We start from the raw sequence: 24427 nt of genomic DNA on the forward strand, positions 1-24427 counted from the left end.
GGACCGTGAAACGACTCTACGCCGATGATAGTGCGGATTGCCCGTGTGAAAGTAGGTAATCGTCAGGCTCCCCCGCAGTGAACAGAAACCCCACCCCCAAAAGGTGGGGTTTCTGCGTTTGGGACGCCGCATAATAGTCGAAAAATCCAGCGACGAATCAGTGCTGAATCGCTGCTTGCCAAAGTAGCTGAATACAGCCACTCAACCACACGCAAGCGAGCCAATCCAACAGCTCATCACGTGTGGCGCCATCGTTCAATAGCCTAGTGCGCAACCGTCCTTCCGATGATCCGACGCACCCAATAGCGTGCCGTTTTCCCAATCGACCCAAATGGCCTGAGAACCGCCGATAGGCGAGCCTGGCCTGACAAGCTTGAATCCACGCTGCGTCAGTGCCGCGCATACTTCGACAGGCATTTGTCCTTCCACCTCGACGGTATTCGTGCCTGGCCGAGGAAATATTCGCGGCAATTGCATCGCCGACTGCATGTCCATGCCGTAATGAAGAACCTTTGACAGAAAGTGCGCGTGGCCCATGGCCTGGTAGTGCCCGCCCATCACGCCGAAGCTCATTTGCACGCGGCCACCTTTCGTTACCATGCCGGGAATGATCGTATGCATCGGCCGCTTATGCGGTCCAATCGCATTGGGATGTCCCTTTTCCAGCGAGAAGCTTTGACCGCGGTTATGCAGAAGTACTCCCGACTTCGGCGCCATCAGACCACTGCCGAACGGGTGAAACAACGAGTTGATAAAGCTCGCGCAGTTGCGGTCGCGATCAACTACCGTGATGTACACCGTGTCCTTGTGTTCGGCGGTACTAAAAGCAGGCAGCTCGGTCAATGCACGATCAAGGTCGATCTGCTCGCGTAACTTGTCGGCCAATTCGTCTGAAAGCAGCCATTCGGCATCGGGTTTTCCATCGCGCGGATCGCCCAGAAAAGCGTCTCGAACCGAATAGGCAAGCCTCGCTGCTTCGACTTCACGATGTATGCGATCGACGTTGAGCGGATGTCCACCGGCGTCGAATTTCTGCAGAATCTTCAGCAGCATGAGTGCAATGATCCCCTGGCCGCTCGGAGGGCACTCGACGACTTCGTATCCCTGAAACGTCGAGCGGATCGGCGTCACGTAATCGCCGTGGTAGCCCGCGAAATCATCCAGCGAATGAAGGCCGCCATTGCGTTGCAGGTGGCCGACGATATCGGCGGCGATCTCACCACGATAGAACGCATCGCGGCCGCCCTCGGCGATCGCGCGCAATGTATTCGCGAGAAGCGGCTGACGATGGCTCGTGCCAGCCAGCGGCGCGGCGCCGTCGACCAGCATCGCTGCGCGAGCGTTGGCGTCCCGGGCGAGCAGTGGCACTTCACTGTTCCAGTCCGCCGCCGTTCGCGGCGCAACGGCGTAACCTTGTTCGGCATAGCGAATGGCAGGCGCCAGTACCTCGGCGAGCGAGCGCCGGCCATGGTCGCGGTGCAAGGTAGTCCACGCGTGTACTGCGCCCGGCACGGTCACCGCGTGCGCTGAGTGTCGTTCGATTGCGTTGACGCCGAGCGCTTGCAACTTCTCCGCCGACGCAGCCGCGGGCGCCCAGCCGGCGCCGTTATAGGCAACGATGTCGTCCGTGCCGCCTCGGGAATACAGGGCGAAGCAATCTCCGCCGACGCCAGTCGAACCCGGTTCCACCACGCATTGGACCGCGCACGCGGCAATCGCGGCGTCCATCGCATTGCCGCCTGCTTCGAGCGTGTTGATGGCCACCATCGTGGCAAGCGGATGTGAAGTTGCAGCCATGCCGTTGCGGGCGACAACCAGAGAGCGGCCAGGGGCCTCAAAATCGCGCATGAATTGTGTTCTTGTCAGTGTGAGAAACGAGCCAACGCGCCGCAGCCTTTAGCTTTTGCGTCTGATGTCCCGTTCGGTGGAATGGACTTTCGGGAATTGCGCCGTTTGCCGCCCGCAACGTCGGTGGGATCGCGGCGCATCATCGACCCTGTTGACGGTTACGTCGGCTGCAAGCTTACGGGCGCCTCCAGCGGTTCGAACATCCTGCGCAAGAAGGCCCGTGTACGTGGATGTTCAGGCGCGGTGAAGATCCGCTCCGGCGGTCCCTGCTCGATCAGTTCACCTTGATCGAGCACGACCACACGGTGTGCGACCTCACGCGCAAAACCCATCTCGTGCGTCACGACGATCATCGTCATGCCGTCGCTGGCTAACTCCTTCATGACCTGCAGTACTTCGCCGACAGTCTCCGGGTCCAATGCGCTCGTGGGTTCGTCGAACAGCAGGACCTTGGGTTGCATCGCCAACGCGCGCGCGATGGCGACGCGTTGCTGCTGGCCGCCGGACAACTGCGATGGATAGTGGTCGGCCCTGTCCGCGAGACCCACGCGTGATAGCAGCTTGTTTGCCTGGGCGATCGCATCGGCACGGGACATCTTCAATACGTGGATGGGCGCCTCGATGATATTTTCGATCGCGGTCATGTGGGGAAACAGATTGAAGCGCTGGAACACCATGCCGATATCCCGGCGCTTGCGCGCAATCTCGCGCCCGGAGTCGGGTGCGAGACTCCCGTCCGCGCGCTCGACGTAGCCGAGGGTATGTCCATTAACCCGGACGCGGCCGCTTTCAAATGTTTCGAGTAGATTGAGGCACCGGATGAAAGTCGTCTTTCCGGAGCCGGACGCGCCGATCAGCACGACCACTTCGCCCTTCGATACCTTCAATGAAATGCCGTTGAGGATCTTGTTGGCGCCAAAAGACTTATGGATCTCCGACGCTTCGATGATCACTTCATCTTGATTATTCACGTCAGCGTCCCCGCAGCATTTTCATTGTTTGCAATCCGAACATGCGGCCGCCCGAACTCGCGCGCTGTTCACTGCGGCCGTAGTGCGACTCGAGCCAGCGCTGGAAAAAGCCCCACACTGTAGTCAGCAGCAGGAAATAGATCGCCAGTACGAGGTACAACTCGAACACGCGGAAATTCACCGAGGTGATCATCTGCGTGCTCAGCATGAGTTCCTGCACTCCGATCACGCTGACGAGCGTCGTGTTCTTCAGCATGACGTTGAACTCGTTTCCCATCGGCGGAATGATCACGCGCAGCGCCTGCGGCAACACGATGCGTCTCATCAGAAGCGGCGTCGTCATGCCGAGCGAGCGCGAAGCCTCGTACTGTCCGCGATCCACCGCCCCGAGGCCGGCGCGAATGATTTCGGCCATATAAGCTGCCGAGTTCATACCCAATGCCAGTACCGCAGCATGGATGTTCGCGGGAAGCGTGAACGGGCCGAAAGCAAGGTCATGAAAGCGGAAGATATTAGCGGCCGCAAACGCCGTGTACAGGAAGACAATCTGTACGAGCAACGGAGTGCCGCGAATCATCCAGATGTAGAAGCGCGCAATGCATTGCAAGGGCAGCTTCGACGACAACCGCATCAGCGCGACGCATAGTCCAAGGACCACGCCTAGCAATACGGCCAGTACGCTGATACTGCAGGTCAGCCACAGTCCGTGGAGATACGTCGAACTCGGTGTCAAAAGGAATTGACGAAAAATTTCCCAACTGAAATTCATGGCGTCGTTCCACGTTTAGAAGCGGTCGTTTTCGAGCTTCCACTTTTTCAGTAGCTGCGTGTAGCGGTCGCTATGCACGAGGTCGACGACGGCCTGTTTGACAGCGTTGCTCAACGGCTCGTCTTTTCGTGCGCCGATTCCTGTCGGAATGCGATTGAAGGAAGGGATTGCTTCCTGGAACGTGTCGCCGGTGACGCTTCGGAAGTGCGCGGCGCTTTCCGCAGTCGTGCCATACGCGTCGACTTGCTGCAGGCGGAATGCCTGAAACGCATCGGCATCCTGGCCGTACACGACGATGTTCATCGGCGGTTTGCCTGCCGCGGTGAGTGCTGCATTCTCTTTTTCAAGCAGGCTCCGAATGGTCGATCCGTTGATCACGGCAACTTTCATACCCGAGAGATCGGCTAGCGCCTTGATGTTTTTCGGGTTCCCGTGCGGCACCAGAATCGACTGACTGGAGTACATATAGTCGATGATGTCGATCACTTCGCGACGTTCCGGCTTGTCGAAAAGCTGGCTGATGATCAGATCGCACTGATGTGCCTTCAGCGCCGGAATCATGCCGCTGAACGGCACGATCCGCCACTCGATTTTCAGGTTGCCCAGCGACTTCGCGACGTCTTGAGCGACATCGACGGAAAACCCCTGCGGACGTTGCTGTTCGTCGTATGAAGCGAGAGGTGGCGCGTCCATGCTCGAACAGTAAGTGAGCGTGTGATCCTGCAAAAGGCCGAGTGGCGGAGCATCGGCGGCACTCGCCCCGGTTTGCAGCAAGGACGCCAGCCCAATAAGAAGGAATGCGAAACGAACCCGCGTAGTTTGACGACCCGACATAGACGTGCTCCTATCGTAATGACATGATGCAACTACAGACCAAAGCCTGCGCTGAGTATGAAATCCATGGGTAAGGAGAGGCTCATGTGCCAGGCGGCGAGCCTTCAATAAATGCGATCAGGCGCGACACGGTGGACGACGCATGTTCTTGCAGAACCTTCTCGGCCAGTACTGGATCGCGTGTACGCAGCGCATCGAGAAGTTCCTGATGCGCTTCGCGCGCCTTGCGCCGTCTGGATGTTGTCTGTTCCACCCAGAGCCGCATGGGCCCTTCGATCAACGTGTAGAGCGATGCGATTTCCCGGGTCAGGCGCGGACGCCCGCTGATGCTGCACAAGTATTGATGAAACGCGCAGTGGCGCTGAACCCATAGTTCAGTGTTGTCGACGCATACGTCCATGTCGTCCAGCAGGCGTTCGAGAGTCGACAGATGCGCGTCGGTGCAGCGCGGAGCTGCGATACGGATTGCCAGACCTTCGAGCGCCGCACGCATGTCGAAGATGTCGCGCAGCTCGTCGATGTCGAGCCCTTTGACGATCGCCCCGCGATTGGGACGAAGAATGACGAGCCCTTCGCTGTGCAGCCGGCGAAGCGCTTCGCGCACAGGCATGCGGCTCATCGATAATTCCGCGCCGATGCTTTCCGCGACGATGCGTTGCCCCGTCGTGAATCGGCCCTGGCAAATTGCGTCGAACAGGTAGCGATACGCTTCCTCTTCTGCAGTCACTACGGGAGTTGACATTGAATTCTATGAGTTAGATCAGCGCCTGGTGTGCCTACCGTTTGCGCAGTCTACCGTGATTGGATTTTTGTATCCAATTTTTCAAAATAAATACGCGCACGGCGGCTAGCGAGAGTCGGTTCGCATAGACCGCGCTAGGGAAAGCACCAAGTTTCGCGTCAACAGGAGCTTCAGCGCGTGTCGACGGACGGAGCGGGGATTAACCGCCGCTCCGTCGTCAAGACGAACTGTCCGCCTATTAGAAACGCTCGGGACGAAACGGACGCACGTCCGTGAACGGCGTGGCACCCGTCATCATTTCCGCCAGCAGACGTCCCGTGACGGGGCCGAGCGTCAGGCCGTGATGGTTGTGTCCGAAGGAGAACCAGAGCCCGCGATGGCGAGGCGCGCGCCCGATCACCGGCCGCATATCGGGCGTGCAGGGACGCCGCCCGAGCCAGGGCTGCTCGTCCAGACGCTCGCCCAGGCCGAATAGCGGCTTGGCGATGCGTTCGGCGCGCTCGAGTTGAATCGGAGAGGGCGCGGCATCACGCCTCGCGATCTCGACACCGGTGGTCAGCCGCAAACCGGCTCGCATCGGCGCGATCACGTAGCCTTCTTCAGTATCGACCACGGGCACTGACAAGACAGCCTGGGTCGGCCGATAGTGCATGTGATAGCCGCGCTTCGCACGCAGCGGAATGCGATAGCCGAGCGGCTCGAATACCGTATCCGACCACGGCCCGAGCGCGACCACCACTTCCTTCGCGCTGATTTCTCCGGCGCTGGTCTGAACGGTCCACGCCTCGCCTTGCGCGCGCAGCGTGGCTGCATCGCCGGTCAGCAGTGTGCCGCCTGTCTGTTCAAAGAGGCGTGCATACCCCTTCGTCAACGCGCCGGGATCGGAGATGCTCTTCGGGTCCTGCCAGTGCAATGCGCCGCAAAAGCCCGCTCCAATACCCGGTTCTTTCGTGCGCAACGCCGTCGCATCGAGGGGCGTCACGCGCAGGCCGTGCTCGCGCACCGCGGCTTCGGCCGCCGCCGCTTGCTGATCCAACTCGCTGCGCGTGCGAAAGGCTTCGATCCAGCCGCCGTCGTGCGCGAGCTGTTCAAGACCCGCGCGCGCGATCAGCGCATCGTGTTCGGCGACGCTTTGCCGGATCAACGGCAACATGTCGCGCGCCGCCATCGCGAGCCGCTCCGGAGACGATTCCCACCAGAAACGGCCCAGCCATCCGGCGAACGCGGGAAGTGCGCGGTAATCCCAGTAGAGATCGGTCGATTGATTGCGCGCGTAGCGCAGCAGCGTGCCGAGCCGGCGCGGAAAACCGTATGGCACGATCGACGAACTCTCGATCAGCCCCGCGTTGCCAAAACTGGTTTCCTCACCGGGCCCGCGCCGATCGACCAGCGCGACGCGTCGTCCGCGATCCTGCAAATGCAGCGCGGACGACACGCCGACAATGCCGGCACCCAATACGATTACATCGAAATCCATAGACTGGTTCTGCCTCGCGCACCGGTTCGCGCGTGATGGACCTGTGGCTCACGGCCCGGGAGTCGCTTACTTCGCGATGATGTCGCGCTTGAAGTACTTGATCGACAGCTTGCTCAGTGTGCCGTCCTTTTTCAGCTCGTCGAGCGCGGTGTCGATCTTCGCGCCCAGCGCCTTGTCGCCTTTGCGCAGCCCGAAGCCGGTGCCCTCGCCGAGGGTCGCCGGATCTTTCAGCGGCTCGCCGACGATCATATAGTCATGCCCGGCCGGCTTGTCGAGAAAACCTTCCTGGACCGTCTGCGCTTCCTGCACCGCAGCGTCGAGGCGGCCCGCCGTGAGATCGGCATACACCTGATCCTGGTCCTGATACGACACGACCGACACGCCCGCATTCGCCCAGTGCTGCTTGAGGAAGTCTTCCTGCGACGACCCCTGCAATACGCCGACGCGCTTGCCCTGCAGGCTCTTCACGTCAGGCAGCAGCGGCGAGCCATGCTTGACCACCATCACGATCGGCACGACGTAGATCGGCGGGGTGAAGTCGATGCTTTGTTTGCGTTTGGACGTGATGTTCATCGCCGAATTGATCACGTCGAACTTGCGCGCTTGCAACGCGGGAATCAGGCCGTCGAACGAATTTTCCACCCACACGCACTTCACGCCCAGCTTCGCGCAGACGGCGTTGCCGACGTCCACGTCGAAGCCCTGCAACTGCCCGGTCGGCGACTTGCTCTCGAACGGGGGATACGCGGCCTCGATACCGAAACGCAAGCTGCCGGCGGTTTCGGCGTTGGCTGCGCCGGTCGCGCAGAACAGGGCGGCAGCAAGGCAAACAGAAAGCGGGAGCTTGAGAATCATGATGGGTCCGGGCGTAGTTGAGGTCGCAAAAAGGGGCCAAGTGAAACAGCCGGAGGCCGGCGCGAAGCCATTGCATGGACGCCGTCCGGACGCTGTTCTGGAACATGAGTCTATTCTGGACCGGGATAATTGCAAGGCATTTCAAAAAAAATAATCCAGACTGGACTTTAAATTTAGAATTGAGCCACCGCCGGACCTCTGGCACCGACTTGGAGAGCACACGCATGAGCCACAGCGAAACGACCACCCCGCTAATCGTCCAGCAGGACACGGTGCGCAGCGCACTGCCTGAACTGGACGTGCGCCGCGCGCTCACGGAGATGTTCCGCGCGCTCCTCGGCGAGCAGGCGGTGCAGCCGCCGCAAAGCCTGACGCTGTTTCCCGCGAACGCGGGCGATTTCATCACGTACCTTGGCGCGATCGCCGACGCCAAGGTGTTCGGCGCGAAGTTGTCGCCGTACATCGTCACGGACTCGAAGCCGATCATCACCGCGTGGACCGCGCTGATGTCGATGGAGACCGGCCAGCCGCTGATGTGGTGCGACGCGGGCCTGCTCACCGTCGAGCGCACCGCCGGTGCTACCGCGCTCGCGGTCGAGCATCTAGCGGCGCCCGGCGCGCGCCGGCTTGCGATCGTCGGCGCAGGGGCAGTGGGCCAAGCGCATCTGCGTCACATCGCGCCGTTGCGGCCGTGGGATTCGATTCACGTCTTCTCGCCCGGCCTGCACGGCAGCGAAGCACAGCGTGCCGCCGTGACCGCGCTGGACCCGCGCGTCACCGTCAGCGCGACGCTCGAAGACTGCGTGCGTGACGCAGACGTGGTGGCGTTGTGCACGTCGTCCGGCACGCCGATTCTGAGCGAAGGCATGCTGACCAGGCCGGCATTGATCACGTCGATCAGCACCAACGTTGCGAACGCGCATGAAATCCCGCCCGCGTGGTTGCCGCAGATGGATGTGTATTGCGACTACCGGCGCACCACGCCCGCCAGCGCCGGAGAAATGAAGCTGGCGGCCGAACTGCACGGCTGGTCCCCGCAGAACGTGGTGGCGGACCTGCCCGAGCTGGTGGGCGGCAACGCGAATCGGCCGTCGTACCGGCGGCACGCGTTTTTCCGTTCGATCGGACTCGGCCTCGAAGACGTGGCGATCGCGTACGAACTGTTTCGATATCTGAGCGCCCGACACCCCGTGGCAGAATAGTACGGACCCATGGTGACGGCATCCCAGGCATCCCGCATATCGCGGCTAGCCCATGCTGGCGCTTGCCGCCACCCCGCAACCTTCCCCGACTCCATGCGAAAGACAAAATCCACCCTGGCTCGCCGGATGCTGCTTGAGCGCTATAGCCGCGTCGCCGACGGTATCGCACTGCTGTTTTTCCCCTACGTCGAAGTCGTCATTCACGACCTTCACAGCCAGACGGTCGCGCACATCGCGAACAATCTGTCGAAGCGGGAGTTGGGCGACGACTCCGCGCTGGAAGAGATCGATCACGTCGCGCAGCCCGGCAACATCGGTCCCTACGAGAAGATCAACTGGGATGGCCGGCGCATGCGCTGTGTCAGCACGGTGTTGTTCGACGACGCCGGCGTGGCCTCGGGCGTGATGTGCATCAACTACAACATCGCCGTGTTCGAGGAAGTGAAGCACGTGATCGATCTCGTGATTTCGGGCGCGGGCATCGTGAAGCAACCGGAGGAGCTGTTCAAGGACGACTGGCAGGAGCGCATCAACACTTTCCTGCACGGCTGGCTTCAGGAACGGCAGCTGGCGCTCAACTCGCTGACACGCGATCACCGGCGTGAACTCGTCGCCGCGCTGTGGGCCGAGGGCGCTTTCAAGGGCAAGAGCGCGGCGAACTATGTCGCGAACGTGTTGGGGATGGGCCGCGCGACCGTCTATCAGCACATTCGGGATTTGCGCGACAGCGCGCAGTAGGGGCGCGCAGAGTAAGGGCGCGCAGTAAGGGCGAATAGGCTGGCCGCCGCTCGCGGCATCACGCCTTGCGCGCCGACGGCATCCAATCCCGCGCCACGGCATTTAGTCGCCGGTACCTTCCCGACACTGGGGAATGCCTGAACTTGAGCCGCCGCTCCCCCGCGTCGTAAAATCGTGGCACATCGGTTTTCGGGGTCCAGCAATGCGTCTGGTTTCTCTTTGCGATTACCGTCACAAAACCTTGCGGCGCCTCGCGCCCTTGCCGCCAGCCTCGCGCGATGGGGCCCGCGGCGGCCGTGCATTTATCACCCGATCCGCGCCGTGACCCCGCTCATTTCCGTCAAAAGGCTTAACAAGAGCTTTCCCGGCGTAAGGGCGCTACATGAAGTCCAGTTCGAGCTCATGGCCGGGGAAGTCCACGCGCTGATGGGCGAGAACGGCGCCGGCAAGTCGACGCTGATGAAAATCCTCGCCGGTGTCTACACCCGGGACTCGGGGGAAATCCTCTACGAAGGCAAGCCGGTCGAGTTCGAGAGCCCGCGCGACGCGCAGGCCGTCGGCATCGGCATCATTCATCAGGAACTGCACCTGATGAACCATCTCACCGTCGCGCAGAATATCTTCATCGGCCGCGAGCCGCGCGGGCGCTTCGGCCTGTTCCTCGACGAAGACAAGCTCAATGCGCAGGCGCGCGACATTCTCGCCAGCATGCATGTGGCTATCGAGCCGCGCGCCGTCGTGGGCGCGCTCACGGTCGCGCGGCAGCAGATGGTCGAGATCGCCAAGGCGTTGTCGTTCGATTCGCGCGTGCTGATCATGGACGAGCCCACCTCGGCGCTCAATGACGCCGAGATCGCTGAGCTGTTTCGCATCATCCGCAAGCTGAAGAGCCGGGGCGTCGGCATCATCTACATCTCGCACAAGATGGATGAGCTCAAGCAGATTGCCGACCGCGTCACCGTGATGCGCGACGGCGAATATGTGGCCACCGTCGCCGCCCAGGACACCAGCGTCGAGGCGATCATCGGCATGATGGTCGGGCGAACCTTGACCGATGTCGCGCCATCCCACAGCGCCGTGGACAAGGGCGAAGTCGCGCTCGAAGTCAGGAATCTGAATGCCGGTCCGCTCGTCAAGGACGTGAGCTTCACGTTGCACAAAGGCGAGATCCTGGGCTTTGCGGGCTTGATGGGGGCAGGGCGTACCGAGGTCGCGCGAGCGGTGTTCGGCGCTGACCCGATCGAGTCCGGGGAAATCGTCGTGAAAGGCGTGAAGGCGGCCATCCGAACGCCGAGCGACGCGGTGGCGCGCGGCATCGGCTATCTGTCGGAAGACCGCAAACGCTATGGCCTCGCGACCGGCATGGACGTCGAATCGAACATCGTCATGTCCAACCTGCGCAAGTTTCTCGCGTTCAACTTCTTTTTGCGCCGCGCGCCGATCCGCCGCACCGCCAGCCATTTCATCAACCTGCTCGCCATTCGCACGCCCTCCGCCACCCAGCAGGTGCGGCTTCTGTCGGGCGGCAACCAGCAGAAGATCGTGATTGCGAAGTGGCTGGAGCGTGACTGCGACGTGCTCTTTTTCGACGAGCCGACGCGCGGTATCGACGTCGGCGCGAAGAACGAAATCTACAAGCTGCTGCGCTCGCTCGCCGACGAAGGCAAGGCGGTCGTGATGATCTCGTCGGAATTGCCGGAAATCCTGCGCATGAGCGATCGCGTGATCGTGATGTGCGAGGGCCGCATTACCGGCGAGCTGTCAGCCAAAGAAGCGACCCAGGAGCGCATCATGCATCTGGCGACGCAGCGTGAAACCCTGAAAGCGGCGGCGTGAGCCGAGAGATCGATATGACATTGCCCACGGATAGTTCGGCGCTTGCAAGACAGGGACGCTCTGCGGCCCTGAGAGCGCGCGTCTTTTCGCCGACCGCGCTGCAAAAGCTGCTCGCCTTTGCGAGCCTGATCCTGCTGCTGATCTTTTTCAGCTTCGCTTCGCCGGCGTTCATGCAAATGGACAACATGCTCGGCATTTTGCAGGCGACGGCGGTCAACGGCGTGCTCGCGATTGCCTGCACGTTCGTGATCATCACCGGCGGCATCGACTTGTCGGTCGGCACGCTGATGACCTTCACGGCGGTGATCTGCGGCGTGTTCCTCACGTTCTGGCATTTGCCGATGTGGATCGGCGTGCTCGCCGCGATCGGCACGGGCGCGATCTGCGGGACCATTTCAGGCACCCTTACGGCGAAGATGAAAATACCGCCGTTCATCGCTACTTTGGGCATGATGATGCTGCTCAAAGGACTCTCGCTAGTCGTGTCGGCCGACAAGCCGATCTATTTCACCGACACCGAAAACTTCTACCGGATCTCGCAGGATTCGCTGATCGGCTATGTCGTGCCGAACCTGCCCATTCCGAACGCGGTCCTGATTCTGTTTTTCCTGGCGGTGGCGAGTTCGATCACGCTCAATCGCACGGCGCTTGGGCGCTACACCTTCGCGCTCGGCAGCAACGAAGAAGCCGTGCGCCTGTCCGGCGTCAATGTCGATCGCTGGAAGATCGCGATTTACGGGCTGAGCGGAGCGATCTGCGGCGTCGCCGGGCTGCTGATCGCGTCGCGCCTGAATTCGGCCCAGCCGGCGCTCGGCCAGGGTTACGAACTCGAAGCGATTGCCGCCGTGGTGATCGGCGGCACGTCCCTCAGCGGCGGCTCGGGCACGATTCTCGGCACGATCATCGGCGCGTTCATCATGAGCGTGCTGACCAACGGCCTGCGTATCATGTCCGTCGCTCAGGAATGGCAGATCGTGGTGACGGGTCTCATCATCATTCTCGCGGTCTACGCCGACATTCTGCGGCGCAGAAGGGGCTGACGCCGCGCCGACACCACCAAAACGGGGAGCGCCACAAGGTTTCCCAACGACTGAAGGTTGCTGGTCCACCTTAGGAGGAGAAAATCCATGTTGAATAAAAGAATACTCGGTGTCGTGGTCGGCCTGGGCGCACTCGTTGGCGGGGCGAATCTCGCGTATGCGGATGAGGCGTACATCCCGCTCATTTCGAAGGGCTTCCAGCATCAGTTCTGGCAGGCCGTCAAAGCCGGCGCCGAGCAATCGGCGAAGGAACACAGCGTGAGGATCACGTTCGAGGGGCCCGAAACCGAGGCGATGGTCGACAAGCAGATCGACATGCTGTCGGCTGCGCTCGCCAAGAAGCCGCAGGCGCTCGGCATCGCCGCGCTCGACAGCAAGGCGGCGATCCCGCTTCTGAAGCGGGCGCAGGCCGCCAAGATGCCGGTCATCGCGTTCGACTCCGGCGTGGACAGCGACATTCCGCTGACCACCTGCTCGACCGACAACCTTGCCGCCGCCGCGCTCGCCGCCGACAAGATGGCCGAGGCGATCGGCAATTCCGGCGAAGTCGGCGTGATCGTTCACGACCAGACCAGCCGCACCGGCATTGATCGCCGCGACGGCTTCGTGAACCAGATGAAGGCGAAGCATCCGAACGTGAAGATCGTCTCCATCCAGTATGGCGGCGGCGACCATCTGAAGTCAGCGGAAATCGCCAAGGCGATGATTCAGGCCAATCCAAACCTGAAGGGCATTTTCGGCGCCAATGAAGGCTCGGCGGAAGGCGCGGCGATCGGCGTCAGGGAATCGGGCAAGAAACTCGTGCTGATCGGCTTCGACTCCGGCAAGGAACAGAAAGCGGACATCACGTCCGGTCTGATGCTCGGCGCGATCACGCAGAATCCGGTCGGCATCGGCAAGTGCGTGGTCGACTCGGCGGTGACGGCGTTGAAGGGCGGCAAGCTGCCCACGAAAATCGACACGGGCTTCTTCTGGTACGACAAGACCAACATGACCGATCCGAAGATCGCCGCCGTGCTCTACGATTGACCATCGCCGTGCCTATGTGATGAAAGAAGAGGGGCGCGTAGCGCTTCCTCTTCTTTTCATTGGCGACTCGCGGCGACACAGGCGGATATGGGCCAACACAGCCCGCCATTTCAGTTGCAACGCAACAAACCGGTCCGCCTTCGCTGCCAGGCGGAAGTCGATCGCTGCCGACCAGGAGCGTGTTCAGATGACCACGATCACCAGGCTGTCCGTGCGGGACATCCGCTTTCCGACCTCGCGTTCACTCGATGGCTCCGATGCAATGAACGCCGCGCCGGACTACTCCGCGACCTACGTGACGCTCGAAACGGATGCGCCCGACGCACTCACGGGCCACGGCCTTACCTTCACGATCGGGCGGGGCAACGAGATCTGCGTGAGCGCGGCCCACGCGCTGGCCCCGCTGGTGGTCGGCAAGACGCTCGAGGACATCGCCGCGAACATGGGCGCGTTCTGGCGCGCGCTGACATCCGACAGCCAGTTGCGCTGGATCGGCCCGGACAAGGGCGCGATTCATCTGGCGACGGCGGCTGTCGTGAATGCGGTGTGGGACCTGTGGGCCAAAGCAGAAGGCAAGCCGGTCTGGCAGCTGCTGGTCGACATGAGCCCGGAAGAACTCGTGCGGTGTCTCGACTTCCGCTACGTGACCGACGCGATCACGCCGCATGAAGCGATTGCGCTGCTGCACCGTCACGCGAAGACCCGCGGCGAACGCGAAAAGGACATGCGCGCACACGGCTATCCGGCGTACACGACATCGGCAGGCTGGCTCGGCTACGACGACGACAAGATCCGCCGGCTCGCGCGTGAAGGCGTCGCGCAGGGTTGGACGCATTTCAAGCAGAAGGTGGGCGGCAACCTCGAAGAAGACATGCGGCGCGCGCGCATCCTGCGCGAAGAAATCGGCGCGGACCGCAAGCTGATGATGGACGCGAACCAGGTGTGGGATGTCGATGAAGCGGTGGCGAACATGCGGCGTCTTGCGGAGTTCGATCCGTGGTGGATCGAGGAACCCACTAGCCCGGACGACATCCTCGGGCATGCGGCTATCCGCCAGCGCCTGCGGCCGATCGGCGTGGCGACCGGCGAGCATTGCCACAACCGCGTGATGTTCAAGCAACTGCTGCAGGCGCAGGCGATCGACTTCTGCCAGGTGGATAGCTGCCGCCTCGGCGGTCTGAACGAAGTGATCGTCGTGCTGCTGATGGCGGCGAAGTTCGGCGTGCCGGTGTGTCCGCATGCGGGCGGCGTCGGGTTGTGCGAGTACGTGCAGCACATTTCGCTATTCGACTACATCTGCGTGTCGGCTTCGCTGGAAAACCGCGTGCTCGAATACGTGGATCATCTGCATGAGCACTTCGTCGATCCGGTCGTGATTCGCAACGGCCGTTATATGCCGCCGGAGCGTCCGGGTTACAGCATCGAAATGCATGCGGCCTCGCTCGACCAGCACAGCTTTCCCGATGGGCCGGTCTGGCGGGTCTGAGAGCGCATGCGCCGGGCCGCGGGTTCGCGACCCGCGGCGCGCCTTTCGCGTTCAGCCGCGCAGCGTCACGACGACGTGGGATCGAATGAACCGCGTCGGCCGCGCACGCGAACGTTTGGTTGCTCTTCGTGAGATGTGTCGCCGGCTTTTGCGGCCGCGAACGCCTGATGGAAAAACGTTTCGCACAACGCCGCAACCTGCTGCCGCGCCACGCGGTTCAACACTTCGTGATCCATGTTCGGGATCACCATCGCGCGGGCGTGCGCCAGCTTGTTGAGGCGGCGTCCGCCCGGGCCGAAGTGCATGCGCAACTCGTCCAGCCCGCGATCCAGGGGGCTGAATAGCAGCTGGACACGCACGCCCCGCGCGTCGAGATCTTTCATTCGCCGCCGGGCGCGGGAGCCTCGATTCCCAGCGTTGCCGTTTGCGTCTCCGGCCAAAGCCGCGGCGTTGCTGACGAAAGCGTCCATCGCATAGCGCGACAGCGTGCGCAACACCGGCCGCAAGCCGACCTCACCGCGCAGCACCTGCGCCCATTTGCGCACGCGCAGCATCGCCCGGAAGTGGGCGCGCGTCGAGCCCGAGCCAATCTTGAGCGCGTCGCACATCCTGAAGTCCACCGGAAACTCGAAGCGCTGAAGGTTGACCAGCAGCATCGCCGAAACGGAGGGATTTTTCTCGGCGACTTGAAGGCTCAGATACGCGCCCGAGCAAATGCCGAACACGGCGACGCGCGGATGCCCTCTGTCGACAGCCCAATCGACGGCCAGCGACGTATCGTCGGCGAGCTGCTCGTAACTGAGCAGGGACGGGTTGACCACCGTGTGGGCGTGGGGGCTGTCGCCGATGCCATGCGGGTCGACTCGCAGTGAGGCGATGCCGGCGCGCGCCAGCGAGCGGGCGAGTTCGACGTTAAAGCGCCCGTCGCCGACATGGTGCGTCGTCCCCGTATTGGCGATGACGACCAGCGGCGCGCGCTCGCGACGGCCCCCCGGTTCGCACAGGAATCCGAACAAACGTCCGTCGGCAAGCTGCACCGGTGTTTCGACAACGCCGCTCGAATCGCTCAAATCGGATGGCCGTCTCGACGGGAAAGGGAGAATCGCCGCGTCGGATGCAGCACGGGGCAACGGCGCGGATGATTCCGCAAACTCGCGGGCGAACCATGCTTCGACGGAACCGAGCGTTGCCTGCGGCAGCGTTGCCATCCACGCTGGCTGCAGCGCCAGCGCGTATTCGGGGAACGGCAACGAATCGACCTGAGCACCCAGCTTGCCATACACGTCCGCCAACTCGTGACTCGCCCCCTGACCGGCCGTGTGCACGATCAACAGTTTGGCCGCCGGTGGCGTGCTGGCCCGGCGCAAGTCATGTTTCGCAATCTCGTCGATGGCGGCGCGGCTGAAGCGATGTCCGAGCACGTCGAACGCATCGGCGGGCGCTACGTCGTTGCGCACGTCGTGAGCAACCTTGTCCAGCCACGTGCGGTGTAGCGCGGTCATTTCACGCACGAACTGCCGCCCGCCGACAACCGGCGCGATCAGCCCCACGGCATCCACCGACGCCGCCCGCGCGGCCTGCGCGGCCACCATCGCGCCGAAGCGGAAGCCGACCAGCGCGACACGCTCGACGCCTGTCGCATGCTTGAGAAAACTCACGGCCTCGACGGCTTCGTCCACCCAGCGGCTCGGTTCGACGAGCCCGCCGATATCGATCGAGTCGCCGGTGCCGGCATAGTCGAATCTCAGTACTGCGAAGCCCCGCGCCGCGAGGCGGTCGGTCAGCGATCGCAAGGTCTGATGCAGCCACAGCGCTTCATGTCCGAGTGGACCGCAGAGCACGATGCCTGACCGGCCATTTTCGCCGGCGGCTGGAAGCGGCTCGTAAAGCCAACCGAAATGGCCGCCGAAATCGACGGGGTGCATTTTGTAGTTCGGCGTATTCGTCTCGTTCTCCTCGCTGCGGCTCACACTCGCCGCCTCGGAGAACCTTTCCGGTGCCTGTGTCATGTTGTCTTTTTGGACATCGCGTGTGGGCCTATTAGGCGATACCCCCAAGTCGACTGTCCGTGCGCTTGCGCACATGGCGGCGAGTGACATTTACCAGCCTCTGGCCGGCTTGAACGCGGCTGGTTGATGGAGGTTGACGGCTTGCTCAATGGAACCTGGTATTTGGGTTAGAAGCATCTATTTGAGCGCCGGGTCAACTGCTTCGTACTGCACTTCGCGAAGCGGGGTCGCCGCCGTGAGACAGACGTCTTACTGCGGTGCTCGGGGCAGTTGTCCGAAGCGGTCCAACAGAACACCGACAATACGCGTGGCGCCAGGGAACTCGCATTGGACTCGACGGGCGTCGCGGATACGGGCAGTGACGTCGTCGAGGCGATGGTCGTCACCGTCGAGCGCATCCACGGCAACTCACGCGAGATGCGCGTAAAGTTTCTCGCCTCTTCGCCTCTTCGCCTCTTCGCCTCTTCGCCTCTTCGCCTCTTCGCCTCTTCGCCTCTTCGCCAACGAGCCGGATTGGCGTGTTTCGCATAGGGTCGCAAATAAAATTCAAAGCGAAAATGCTGCGCGTATTACCGTCAATAACAGCGATAGACAAAACAATAAGCATAATTAAGCGACTGCGATTCTTAATTACGCCGTTTCAAGCATTCGCATTGCCAACTCGAGTACGCATGGCAAACGTTTGCGCGGGTTAATTTACGCGAAAATAGTCGATTCAGCATATCTGGGCGCCGCGCGCTGCCCAAGCGCCGCGGCCCACTCGGCACAAGGCTTCGGAGAGCGGACCAAGGAAAGATCGCGCGATGCACTTGCAGTTGACACAATACTTTTGTAGCGCTAATTCATTAGTACTTTTCAGCGTTTGCTGCAGAAAATAAGGAAAAGAAAACCTGTCGCTAAAGCGCCAAAAAATATGGTCAGACATAGCAAAAATTTCTTTCCAAAATTGAGACACCTAGTCAATAATGCCCGTAAGAGACAGGTACGATCTCGTCGCTGTCGAGCTTCGATAAGTACCGCAAACTCAAGCAATAGAAAGATCGAAAAGAGATTCAGACCAATCCATAGATGAAGGAACCGTCGCGCACGTGACCGGCGTGCGCCGTCTGCCGACCAGCATTCACAATATTCGCGAGCCGATGTGCGACGGGGTGCGCATTGGTTTGCCAACGACGCCGAGCACACAATGTGGGCGCACCTTCATGTGCCGCCCTGCCTACTTGCGTGTGAGCGGCGCCGACGTCGGGACGTAGCGCGTCCTTACTGCATCAAACCTATCCCCGCCTTTTTGTTGCACCTGAATCGAGTCAGGGGCGTGCCGCTTGACGCCTTGTCAAAACGTATTTCGAGTTCTCTTTATCTCGGGGAAGTTCATGTCCAATAGTTTGCAGAAATGGGTTGGCCGCAATCGGCCGCCGCGCGTCCAGATCACGTACGACGTCGAGCTCGGCGGCGCTATCGAAAAGCGTGAGTTGCCGATGGTAGTCGGTCTGCTGGCGGATCTGTCCGGCCAGCCGGCTACGCCGCTGCCCAAGCTGAAAGAGCGCCGTTTTGTCGAAATCGATCGCGACAACTTCGACGAGATCATGAGCAAGATCGCGCCGCGTCTCGATCTGTCGGTGCCGGATACGCTCAAGGGCGAAGGCAATCTGAAGGTCGAGCTGAAGTTCGAACAGTTCTCGGACTTTCACCCGGAGAGCCTCGTGCGTCAGGTGCCGCGTCTCGCGAAGCTGCTCGAAGCGCGTCAGCAACTGCGCGACCTGCTCGCGAAGCTCGACGGCAATGACGAACTGGACTCGATGCTCGAGCGCATCGTGCAGAACTCGGAAGAGCTGAAGAAGCTGCAAAGCCAGGCCCACGCCGGCGATGCGGCCTCCGCACAGCAAGCTGGCGAAGCCGTAGCAGCGCCCGCGACGGAAGACACGCCGTCCGCGTGACGGCCCCATTTCAGCGTCACTGACGCGACACTTCTCCTCAGGATTGATCCAGATGGAAACGAATACCTCCGCCGAAGCCGTGGGCGCTCGTGCGACCACGCAGGAAGGTGAACTGAGTCTCCTCGAACAAATCGTTCAGGAAGGCAACATGGCGGTCGAACCGTCGCAGGGCACCTACGCCAAGAAGCTGATCGGCCAGCTCGCATCGCAGATTCTCGACGAGGGCATGCGCACCAGCCCGGACAAGAGCGTGGTGGCGATGATCAACGAACGCGTCGCCGAAATCGACCGTCTGTTGACCGACCAGCTCAACGCGATCATGCACGACAGCGCGTTTCAGGCGCTGGAAGCGTCGTGGCACGGTCTGCACGACATGGTATATGGCACCGAGACCGGCACGAACCTGAAGCTGCGGCTCCTGAACGTCACGAAGAAGGAACTGCACAAGGACCTCGAGACGGCTGTCGATCACGACATGAGCGTGCTGTTCAAGAAGATCTACGAAGAAGAGTACGGCACGTTCGGCGGCCATCCGTTCTCGCTGCTGGTCGGCGACTACTCGTTTGGCCGTCATCCGCAGGACATGGCTTTGCTCGAACGCGTCTCGCGCGTGGCGGCCGCCGCTCATGCGCCGTTCATCGCTGCTGCCGCGCCGAGCCTGTTCGACCTGAAGTCGTTCACCGAACTGGGCGTGGCGCGCGATCTGTCGAAGACCTTCGAAAGCGCTGAACTGGCCGCATGGCGCAGCTTCCGCGAGTCGGAAGATTCGCGCTACGTGTCGCTGGTGCTGCCGAGCTACGCGGCGCGTCTGCCGTACGGCGCGAAGACCAACCCGGTCGAGTCGTTCGGCTTCGAAGAGGATGTCGACGGCACCGATCACGGCAAGTACCTGTGGGCCAATTCGGCGTATCAGCTCGGTCTGCGCATTACGGACGCCTACGCGAAATACAGCTGGGCAACCGCGATTCGCGGCGTGGAAGGCGGCGGCAAGGTCGACGGCATCGCGGCCCATGCGTACAAGACGAACGAAGGCGACGTCACGCTGAAGTGCCCGACCGAAGTGACGATCACCGATCGTCGCGAGAAGGAACTGAGCGACCTCGGCTTCATCGCGCTGGTCAACTCGAAGGGCTCGAACGTGGCGACGTTCTTCGGCGGCCAGACGGTCAACAAGCCGAAGCTCTACAACAAGGACGAAGCCAACGCCAACGCGCAACTGTCGGCGCGTCTGCCGTTCGTGCTGGCCGCGTCGCGTTTCGCGCATTACATCAAGGTGATCATGCGCGACAAGGTGGGCAGCTTCCAGACCCGCGCCGACGTCGAGAACTATCTGAACAACTGGATTGCCGGGTACGTGCTGATCAATGCGTCGGCCTCGCATGAACAGAAAGCGCGCTATCCGCTGGGCCAGGCTCGCGTGGACGTGACCGAAGTGCCGGGCAAGCCGGGCGCTTATCGCGCAACCTGCTTCCTGAAGCCGCACTTCCAGATGGAAGAGCTCACGGCGTCGATCCGTCTCGTCGCGGATCTGCCGGGCGCGGCTGCCTGATAGCGGGCTGCTGGCGCAGCCGGCAAACATGTGACGCGTGACGTGCGGCAAGGCCGCGCGTCACGCCGATTTCATCTACTTTTCGAGTCAGGCAAGTCATGGATACCATCATCCTGCAGTTCAAGGAAATCAAGGGCAATACGCTGATCGACGGCTTCAAGGAAGGCATTCAGATCATGTCGTTCTCGCACAGCGTCAACATGCCGATGAACTTCGATACGGCGAACACCGAGCGTACGCTGGGTCGCCCGTCGTTCAGCGAATTCTCTCTGACGAAGATGACCGATCAGGCGACGCCCGCGCTGTACGCGGCCTGCACGGCCGGCACCAAGCTCGGCGACGCGACGATCTCGATCGGCCGTAATGAAGGCGGCAAGTTCATGCTGCAAATGAAGTACGTGATGTCGAACGCGATGATCGCGAACATTGCGACGAGCGGCGGCGGTTCGGACATGATGGATTCGTTCTCCATCAACTTCTCCGGGATCACGTCGCAATACACGCAGCAGAACCCGGACTCGACGCTGGCAGGCACGGCGCCGTTCGGCTGGGATCTGAGCACCAACAAGACTCTGACGCCCGCGGCGTAATTCATCGCTGCCCGCCGCGCGGCGGGCAGCAGTCGTTCTGTCAGGCTTCAACCGGTGTTGCGTATGTCGGCTACCGCCAACGGCTATCCCCTTCCTTTGTTCGAGCGTCTGGTCGAAGACGCCGATGCATGGCTGCAAGGTGAGGACGCGCTTCGACAATCCGTCGCGCGTGAATTGTCACGCCTGCTCAATGCGCGTTCGAGTCTCTCCATGGATGCGTTCGCACGCAGCGATGGCACCGTGCTGGATTACGGCCTGCCCGATTTCTCCGATCTGTCGCTGCGCTCGGCGCCCGACCGCGAGGCGATCGTCGCCGCGGTGCGCCGTGCGATCGCGCTTTTCGAGCCGCGTCTTACCGACGTGAAGGTGGCCTTCACGTTCGCATCCGGCAACGAACAGCATGCGGTGCTCGCGATCGACGGCACCATGCGGGTGAACCAGTCGGTCGAACACGTGTTCTTCGAATTGCAGACCCACAGTCGTGGCGCCGCCGACGCGCGCTGGACGGACGCCCACTGACATGGCTGCGGAAGACATTCTCCAGTACTACAAGCGCGAGCTTTCCTATCTGCGCACGCAAGGCGCGGACTTCGCGCAGCGCTATCCGAAAGTGGCGTCGCGCCTCGCGCTGCACGGCACGGAGTCGCTCGACCCGCACACGGAGCGGCTGATCGAGGCGACCGCGTTTCTCGCGGCGCGCGTGCATCGCGACCTCGACCAGGCGGCGCCGCAAATCGCCTCCGCGTTGCTCGATAACGTGTGCCCGACGCTGGTCCAGACGATTCCGTCGATGACCGTCGCGCAGTTCGACCTCGACCTCACGCAAGGCAAAGTCACGGCGGGCTTTCGCGTGCCGCGCCACACGGGGCTCGCCGCACTCACCGAAGCGGGCGAGTCGTGCCGTTTTCGCACCGCATGGGACACCGTGCTGTGGCCCGTCAAGATCAGCAACGCTACGTTCGGCGACGACGCGACGCTGCGCCTCACGCTCGAGTGCGAAGCCGGCGTCGATTTCTCCGAACTCGAACTCAAGCAATTGCGCTTGCATCTGCATGGCGACTGGGTCGTGACGATGCCGCTGTACGAATTACTGGTGGCGGGCGTCACGGGCGTATCGGTGCGTCCCGCGCAAGGGGCGGCGTCGATGCTGTCGCCTTCGGCGTGGCGCGAAGTGGGCTATGCGCCCGAAGACAGCGTGTTGCCGCAGCCGTCGCACGCGCATCCGGCCTACAGTCTGATGCAGGAATACTTTGCGTTTCCGCGCAAGTTTCATTTCTTCGACCTGCACGTGCCGGCCGGCCGCCTCGGCACGGGCCGCAGCTGCGAAATCGTGCTGCACCTGGACCGCGCGCCGCGTGGCCTCGGCATGCTCGGGCCGCAGCACTTCAGGCTCGGCTGCACGCCGATCGTCAATCTGTTCGCGCAGACGAGCGAGCCGATCGTGATCGACAGGCGTCACTATGAATACCGCCTGGTCGCCGATCAGAAGCGCGAGGCGATCACCGAAATCCATTCGATCCTGTCGGTGATCGCATCCGATCCCGCGCAGGATCGCGCGACCACGCTGCCGTGCTTCACCGCCGCCGATCGCGTTGGCAACTCACAGGACCCGCAGGCGGCGGCCAACCCGATGTTCTGGTCGGTGCGCCGCGAGCAGAGCGTGCGCAGCAATGCGCCGGGCGTCGACATGTATCTGGGCTTCGTCGATGCGAGCAACGTGGCGGGGCAGCCGGACGTGCCGGTGGTCTACGCGAACGTGCTGTGCACCAACCGGCGGCTCGCGGAACACGTGCCGGTGGGCGCGCGCATGCTGGTCGAGCGGGTCTCGCAGAATGCGCGCGTGCGCTGCCTGTACGAGCCGACTTCGCAACGCAATCCGCCGCTCGACAGCTCGACGCTGTGGCGGCTCGTGTCGCTGCTGACGCGCAACTACCACTCGCTGGTGGGCGGCGCGACCGGCCGTCGCGAGCTGCAGGAGATGCTGCGGCTGTTCGCATCCGACGGCCCGCGCGAAGAAGAGCAGATTCGCGGCATCCGCAGCATCGATGCGCGCAATGTGACCGCGCACGTCGGCAGCGATGCATGGCGCGGCTATTGCCGCGGTACGGAAGTGAGCATCGAGTTCGACGCCGATACGTTCGTGGGCGGCTCGCCGCTGCTGATGGGCGCCGTGCTCGCGCGCTTCTTTGCGATGTACACGTCGGTCAATTCCTTCGTGCGGCTGGTGGTGCGCCGTGGAGACGAGATATGGAAGCAATGGGAGCCGATGACCGGTTGCCAGCAGACGCTTTGATCGCCCGTCTCATTGCGCAGCCGCACGGCTTCGATCTGTTTCAGGCGATCCATCTGCTCGAACGCGCGCAGCCGTGGGCGCGCGCGCTCGGCTATGGCGACGGCACGAACGAGGCCGTGCGTCTGAAGGGGTTCGTGTCGCTGGCGTTCGAAGCCAGCGATATCCGCAGCGTGCAGCGTCATCCGCTGGATGGGGTGCGCGCGCGGTCCGATGAAGCCGAAGCCGATGACGACCTGGCGAATGACGCGCCGCTGGCGAGCGACGTCGAGGCCGACGCCAGTGTCGCCGCGGATGCCGACGCAAACGCCGCTGCCTCGCCCGCGCAACTGCCACGCGAAACCTACACGCTGACCACGCCGGTCATGTCGCTCGCTGGCGCGAGCGGCCCGTTGCCGATGCCGTTCACGGAGATGGTGCTCAACCGTCGCGCCGCTCGCGAGACGGCGATGGCCGATCTGCTCGACATCTTCAATCACCGTTTTCTGTCGTTCCTGTATCGCAGCCGGCAGAAATATGCGCTGGGTTTGCACGGTCGCGCGGCGGACGGCGCGGCGCTGACCGCCTGTCTCGACGCGTTGGGCAACCTCGGCCTGCATGCGGCGCCGCGCGGTCCGGGCGGCGCGCGCCTGTGGCTGCGTCACGCCGGCCTGCTCGGCGGCGCGCCGCGTTCGATGACGGGGCTGCTGGCGCTTCTGTCCGACCGGCTCCGCGTGAAGGTGCAGGGGGCGCAGTTCGTCGGCGGCTGGCGCAGCGTCGATGCCGCGGATTCGTTGCGCCTGTCCGGAGGCGGCATGCGCGGTTCGAGTAGTGCGCGTGGCTCACGTGGCTCGTGCCTCGGCGGCCTCGCCGTGCTCGGGCGGCGAACGTGGGATCAGTCGGCGGGCGTGCGCATCGAGTTTCTCGACCTGTCCGACGCGACGTTCGCCGCGTTGCTGCCGGGCGGCGACGCGCACGAACTGGCGGCGTGGCTGGTGCGCAGCTATCTGCAACAGGATCACGACGTGTTCTTCGTGCTGCACCGGCAGCGGCCGGTGCTGGGCAGTGCGCTCGGCGGCAACGCGGCGGCGCGGCTCGGCTGGACTTCGTGGGTCGGGACCGGGCTCGGTGGCGGCGCGCGCGGCGACGCGCCACGCACGTCACGGACCTCAAGCGTGTCACAAGTGGCCCAACCCACACCGGTCAGGCTCAAGATGCGCGCCGTGACGGCCGTAAATACATAAGC

20 protein-coding genes are annotated in these 24427 nt (G+C 62.5%); 12 read left to right on the forward strand and 8 right to left on the reverse strand.

Going from position 1 to position 24427, the window contains the following annotated elements; genetic code table 11:
- Window positions 1-255: 255 nt before the first annotated feature.
- The 7 genes from ggt to FVF58_RS42865 form a co-directional block, all read right to left on the reverse strand.
- Window positions 256-1848, reverse strand: coding sequence for a gamma-glutamyltransferase (gene ggt, locus FVF58_RS42835; protein WP_149675670.1), 1593 nt, complete (start codon window positions 1846-1848; stop codon window positions 256-258).
- A 158-nt stretch (window positions 1849-2006) separates the two neighbouring features.
- Window positions 2007-2798 (reverse strand): amino acid ABC transporter ATP-binding protein, encoded by a 792-nt coding sequence (locus tag FVF58_RS42840; protein WP_149675712.1) that lies wholly within the window; start codon window positions 2796-2798, stop codon window positions 2007-2009.
- 22 nt (window positions 2799-2820) lie between these two features.
- Window positions 2821-3588 carry an amino acid ABC transporter permease gene (locus FVF58_RS42845; protein ID WP_149675671.1) on the reverse strand — a complete coding sequence of 256 codons (768 nt, stop codon included), beginning with the start codon at window positions 3586-3588 and terminating at the stop codon, window positions 2821-2823.
- A gap of 15 nt (window positions 3589-3603) precedes the next feature.
- Entirely contained in the window at window positions 3604-4530 is a 927-nt protein-coding gene (locus FVF58_RS42850; protein ID WP_223191213.1) for an ABC transporter substrate-binding protein, read from the reverse strand.
- Window positions 4505-5164 (reverse strand): GntR family transcriptional regulator, encoded by a 660-nt coding sequence (locus FVF58_RS42855; protein ID WP_149675672.1) that lies wholly within the window; start codon window positions 5162-5164, stop codon window positions 4505-4507. Before FVF58_RS42855 ends, FVF58_RS42850 begins: the two co-directional genes overlap by 26 nt.
- A gap of 238 nt (window positions 5165-5402) precedes the next feature.
- Window positions 5403-6641 (reverse strand): NAD(P)/FAD-dependent oxidoreductase, encoded by a 1239-nt coding sequence (locus FVF58_RS42860; RefSeq protein WP_149675673.1) that lies wholly within the window; start codon window positions 6639-6641, stop codon window positions 5403-5405.
- A gap of 66 nt (window positions 6642-6707) precedes the next feature.
- Window positions 6708-7496 (reverse strand): ABC transporter substrate-binding protein, encoded by a 789-nt coding sequence (locus FVF58_RS42865; protein WP_149675674.1) that lies wholly within the window; start codon window positions 7494-7496, stop codon window positions 6708-6710.
- A gap of 224 nt (window positions 7497-7720) precedes the next feature.
- On the opposite strand from FVF58_RS42865, the gene FVF58_RS42870 reads away from it, so the two are divergent.
- The 6 genes from FVF58_RS42870 (at window position 7721) to FVF58_RS42895 (ending at window position 14827) form a co-directional block, all read left to right on the forward strand.
- Window positions 7721-8698, forward strand: coding sequence for an ornithine cyclodeaminase family protein (locus FVF58_RS42870; RefSeq protein ID WP_149675675.1), 978 nt, complete (start codon window positions 7721-7723; stop codon window positions 8696-8698).
- Window positions 8699-8791: 93 nt separating this feature from the next.
- Entirely contained in the window at window positions 8792-9436 is a 645-nt protein-coding gene (locus FVF58_RS42875; RefSeq protein ID WP_149675676.1) for a helix-turn-helix transcriptional regulator, read from the forward strand.
- A gap of 321 nt (window positions 9437-9757) precedes the next feature.
- Window positions 9758-11272 carry a sugar ABC transporter ATP-binding protein gene (locus FVF58_RS42880; protein ID WP_149675677.1) on the forward strand — a complete coding sequence of 505 codons (1515 nt, stop codon included), beginning with the start codon at window positions 9758-9760 and terminating at the stop codon, window positions 11270-11272.
- 14 nt (window positions 11273-11286) lie between these two features.
- The gene (locus FVF58_RS42885) at window positions 11287-12312 is read left to right on the forward strand and encodes an ABC transporter permease (RefSeq protein ID WP_149675678.1); all 1026 of its coding nucleotides are present in this window, start codon (window positions 11287-11289) and stop codon (window positions 12310-12312) included.
- Window positions 12313-12399: 87 nt separating this feature from the next.
- Window positions 12400-13341 carry an ABC transporter substrate-binding protein gene (locus FVF58_RS42890; protein WP_149675679.1) on the forward strand — a complete coding sequence of 314 codons (942 nt, stop codon included), beginning with the start codon at window positions 12400-12402 and terminating at the stop codon, window positions 13339-13341.
- A 187-nt stretch (window positions 13342-13528) separates the two neighbouring features.
- Entirely contained in the window at window positions 13529-14827 is a 1299-nt protein-coding gene (locus FVF58_RS42895) for an L-fuconate dehydratase (protein WP_149675680.1), read from the forward strand.
- 65 nt (window positions 14828-14892) lie between these two features.
- Here the strand turns inward: FVF58_RS42895 and FVF58_RS42900 are convergent, their stop codons facing one another.
- Window positions 14893-16836, reverse strand: a complete 1944-nt coding sequence (locus FVF58_RS42900; protein ID WP_188131124.1) for an alpha/beta hydrolase — start codon at window positions 16834-16836, stop codon at window positions 14893-14895.
- Between the two features lie 1373 nt (window positions 16837-18209).
- Between FVF58_RS42900 and tssB the strand changes: the two genes are divergently transcribed.
- The 6 genes from tssB (at window position 18210) to tssG (ending at window position 24425) form a co-directional block, all read left to right on the forward strand.
- The gene (tssB, locus tag FVF58_RS42905) at window positions 18210-18773 is read left to right on the forward strand and encodes a type VI secretion system contractile sheath small subunit (protein ID WP_149675682.1); all 564 of its coding nucleotides are present in this window, start codon (window positions 18210-18212) and stop codon (window positions 18771-18773) included.
- 52 nt (window positions 18774-18825) lie between these two features.
- On the forward strand, window positions 18826-20322 hold the full coding sequence (gene tssC, locus FVF58_RS42910; protein WP_149675683.1) for a type VI secretion system contractile sheath large subunit: 1497 nt from the start codon (window positions 18826-18828) through the stop codon (window positions 20320-20322).
- A 98-nt stretch (window positions 20323-20420) separates the two neighbouring features.
- Window positions 20421-20912: an Hcp family type VI secretion system effector gene (locus FVF58_RS42915; RefSeq protein ID WP_149675684.1), complete on the forward strand. Its 492-nt coding sequence runs from the start codon at window positions 20421-20423 to the stop codon at window positions 20910-20912.
- Window positions 20913-20975: 63 nt separating this feature from the next.
- A complete protein-coding gene (gene tssE / locus FVF58_RS42920; protein ID WP_149675685.1) occupies window positions 20976-21431 on the forward strand; it encodes a type VI secretion system baseplate subunit TssE in 456 nt (151 codons plus the stop codon).
- Between the two features lies 1 nt (window position 21432).
- A complete protein-coding gene (gene tssF, locus FVF58_RS42925; protein ID WP_149675686.1) occupies window positions 21433-23205 on the forward strand; it encodes a type VI secretion system baseplate subunit TssF in 1773 nt (590 codons plus the stop codon).
- Window positions 23160-24425, forward strand: a complete 1266-nt coding sequence (gene tssG / locus FVF58_RS42930; RefSeq protein ID WP_188131125.1) for a type VI secretion system baseplate subunit TssG — start codon at window positions 23160-23162, stop codon at window positions 24423-24425. Before tssF ends, tssG begins: the two co-directional genes overlap by 46 nt.
- The last annotated feature ends 2 nt before the right edge of the window (window positions 24426-24427 follow it).

The organism is Paraburkholderia panacisoli (assembly GCF_008369935.1).
Classification (GTDB): Bacteria; Pseudomonadota; Gammaproteobacteria; order Burkholderiales; family Burkholderiaceae; genus Paraburkholderia; species Paraburkholderia panacisoli.

What these genes read in the sequence shown, in the direction of transcription:
- ggt (WP_149675670.1), bottom strand. Translation starts at nt 1,848, where the DNA reads ATGCGCGATTTTGAGGCCCCTGGCCGCTCTCTGGTTGTCGCCCGCAAC.
- FVF58_RS42845 (WP_149675671.1), bottom strand. Translation starts at nt 3,588, where the DNA reads ATGAATTTCAGTTGGGAAATTTTTCGTCAATTCCTTTTGACACCGAGT.
- FVF58_RS42855 (WP_149675672.1), bottom strand. Translation starts at nt 5,164, where the DNA reads ATGTCAACTCCCGTAGTGACTGCAGAAGAGGAAGCGTATCGCTACCTG.
- FVF58_RS42860 (WP_149675673.1), bottom strand. Translation starts at nt 6,641, where the DNA reads ATGGATTTCGATGTAATCGTATTGGGTGCCGGCATTGTCGGCGTGTCG.
- FVF58_RS42865 (WP_149675674.1), bottom strand. Translation starts at nt 7,496, where the DNA reads ATGATTCTCAAGCTCCCGCTTTCTGTTTGCCTTGCTGCCGCCCTGTTC.
- FVF58_RS42870 (WP_149675675.1), top strand. Translation starts at nt 7,721, where the DNA reads ATGAGCCACAGCGAAACGACCACCCCGCTAATCGTCCAGCAGGACACG.
- FVF58_RS42875 (WP_149675676.1), top strand. Translation starts at nt 8,792, where the DNA reads ATGCGAAAGACAAAATCCACCCTGGCTCGCCGGATGCTGCTTGAGCGC.
- FVF58_RS42885 (WP_149675678.1), top strand. Translation starts at nt 11,287, where the DNA reads ATGACATTGCCCACGGATAGTTCGGCGCTTGCAAGACAGGGACGCTCT.
- FVF58_RS42890 (WP_149675679.1), top strand. Translation starts at nt 12,400, where the DNA reads ATGTTGAATAAAAGAATACTCGGTGTCGTGGTCGGCCTGGGCGCACTC.
- FVF58_RS42895 (WP_149675680.1), top strand. Translation starts at nt 13,529, where the DNA reads ATGACCACGATCACCAGGCTGTCCGTGCGGGACATCCGCTTTCCGACC.
- FVF58_RS42900 (WP_188131124.1), bottom strand. Translation starts at nt 16,836, where the DNA reads ATGACACAGGCACCGGAAAGGTTCTCCGAGGCGGCGAGTGTGAGCCGC.
- tssB (WP_149675682.1), top strand. Translation starts at nt 18,210, where the DNA reads ATGTCCAATAGTTTGCAGAAATGGGTTGGCCGCAATCGGCCGCCGCGC.
- tssC (WP_149675683.1), top strand. Translation starts at nt 18,826, where the DNA reads ATGGAAACGAATACCTCCGCCGAAGCCGTGGGCGCTCGTGCGACCACG.
- FVF58_RS42915 (WP_149675684.1), top strand. Translation starts at nt 20,421, where the DNA reads ATGGATACCATCATCCTGCAGTTCAAGGAAATCAAGGGCAATACGCTG.
- tssE (WP_149675685.1), top strand. Translation starts at nt 20,976, where the DNA reads ATGTCGGCTACCGCCAACGGCTATCCCCTTCCTTTGTTCGAGCGTCTG.
- tssF (WP_149675686.1), top strand. Translation starts at nt 21,433, where the DNA reads ATGGCTGCGGAAGACATTCTCCAGTACTACAAGCGCGAGCTTTCCTAT.
- tssG (WP_188131125.1), top strand. Translation starts at nt 23,160, where the DNA reads ATGGAAGCAATGGGAGCCGATGACCGGTTGCCAGCAGACGCTTTGATC.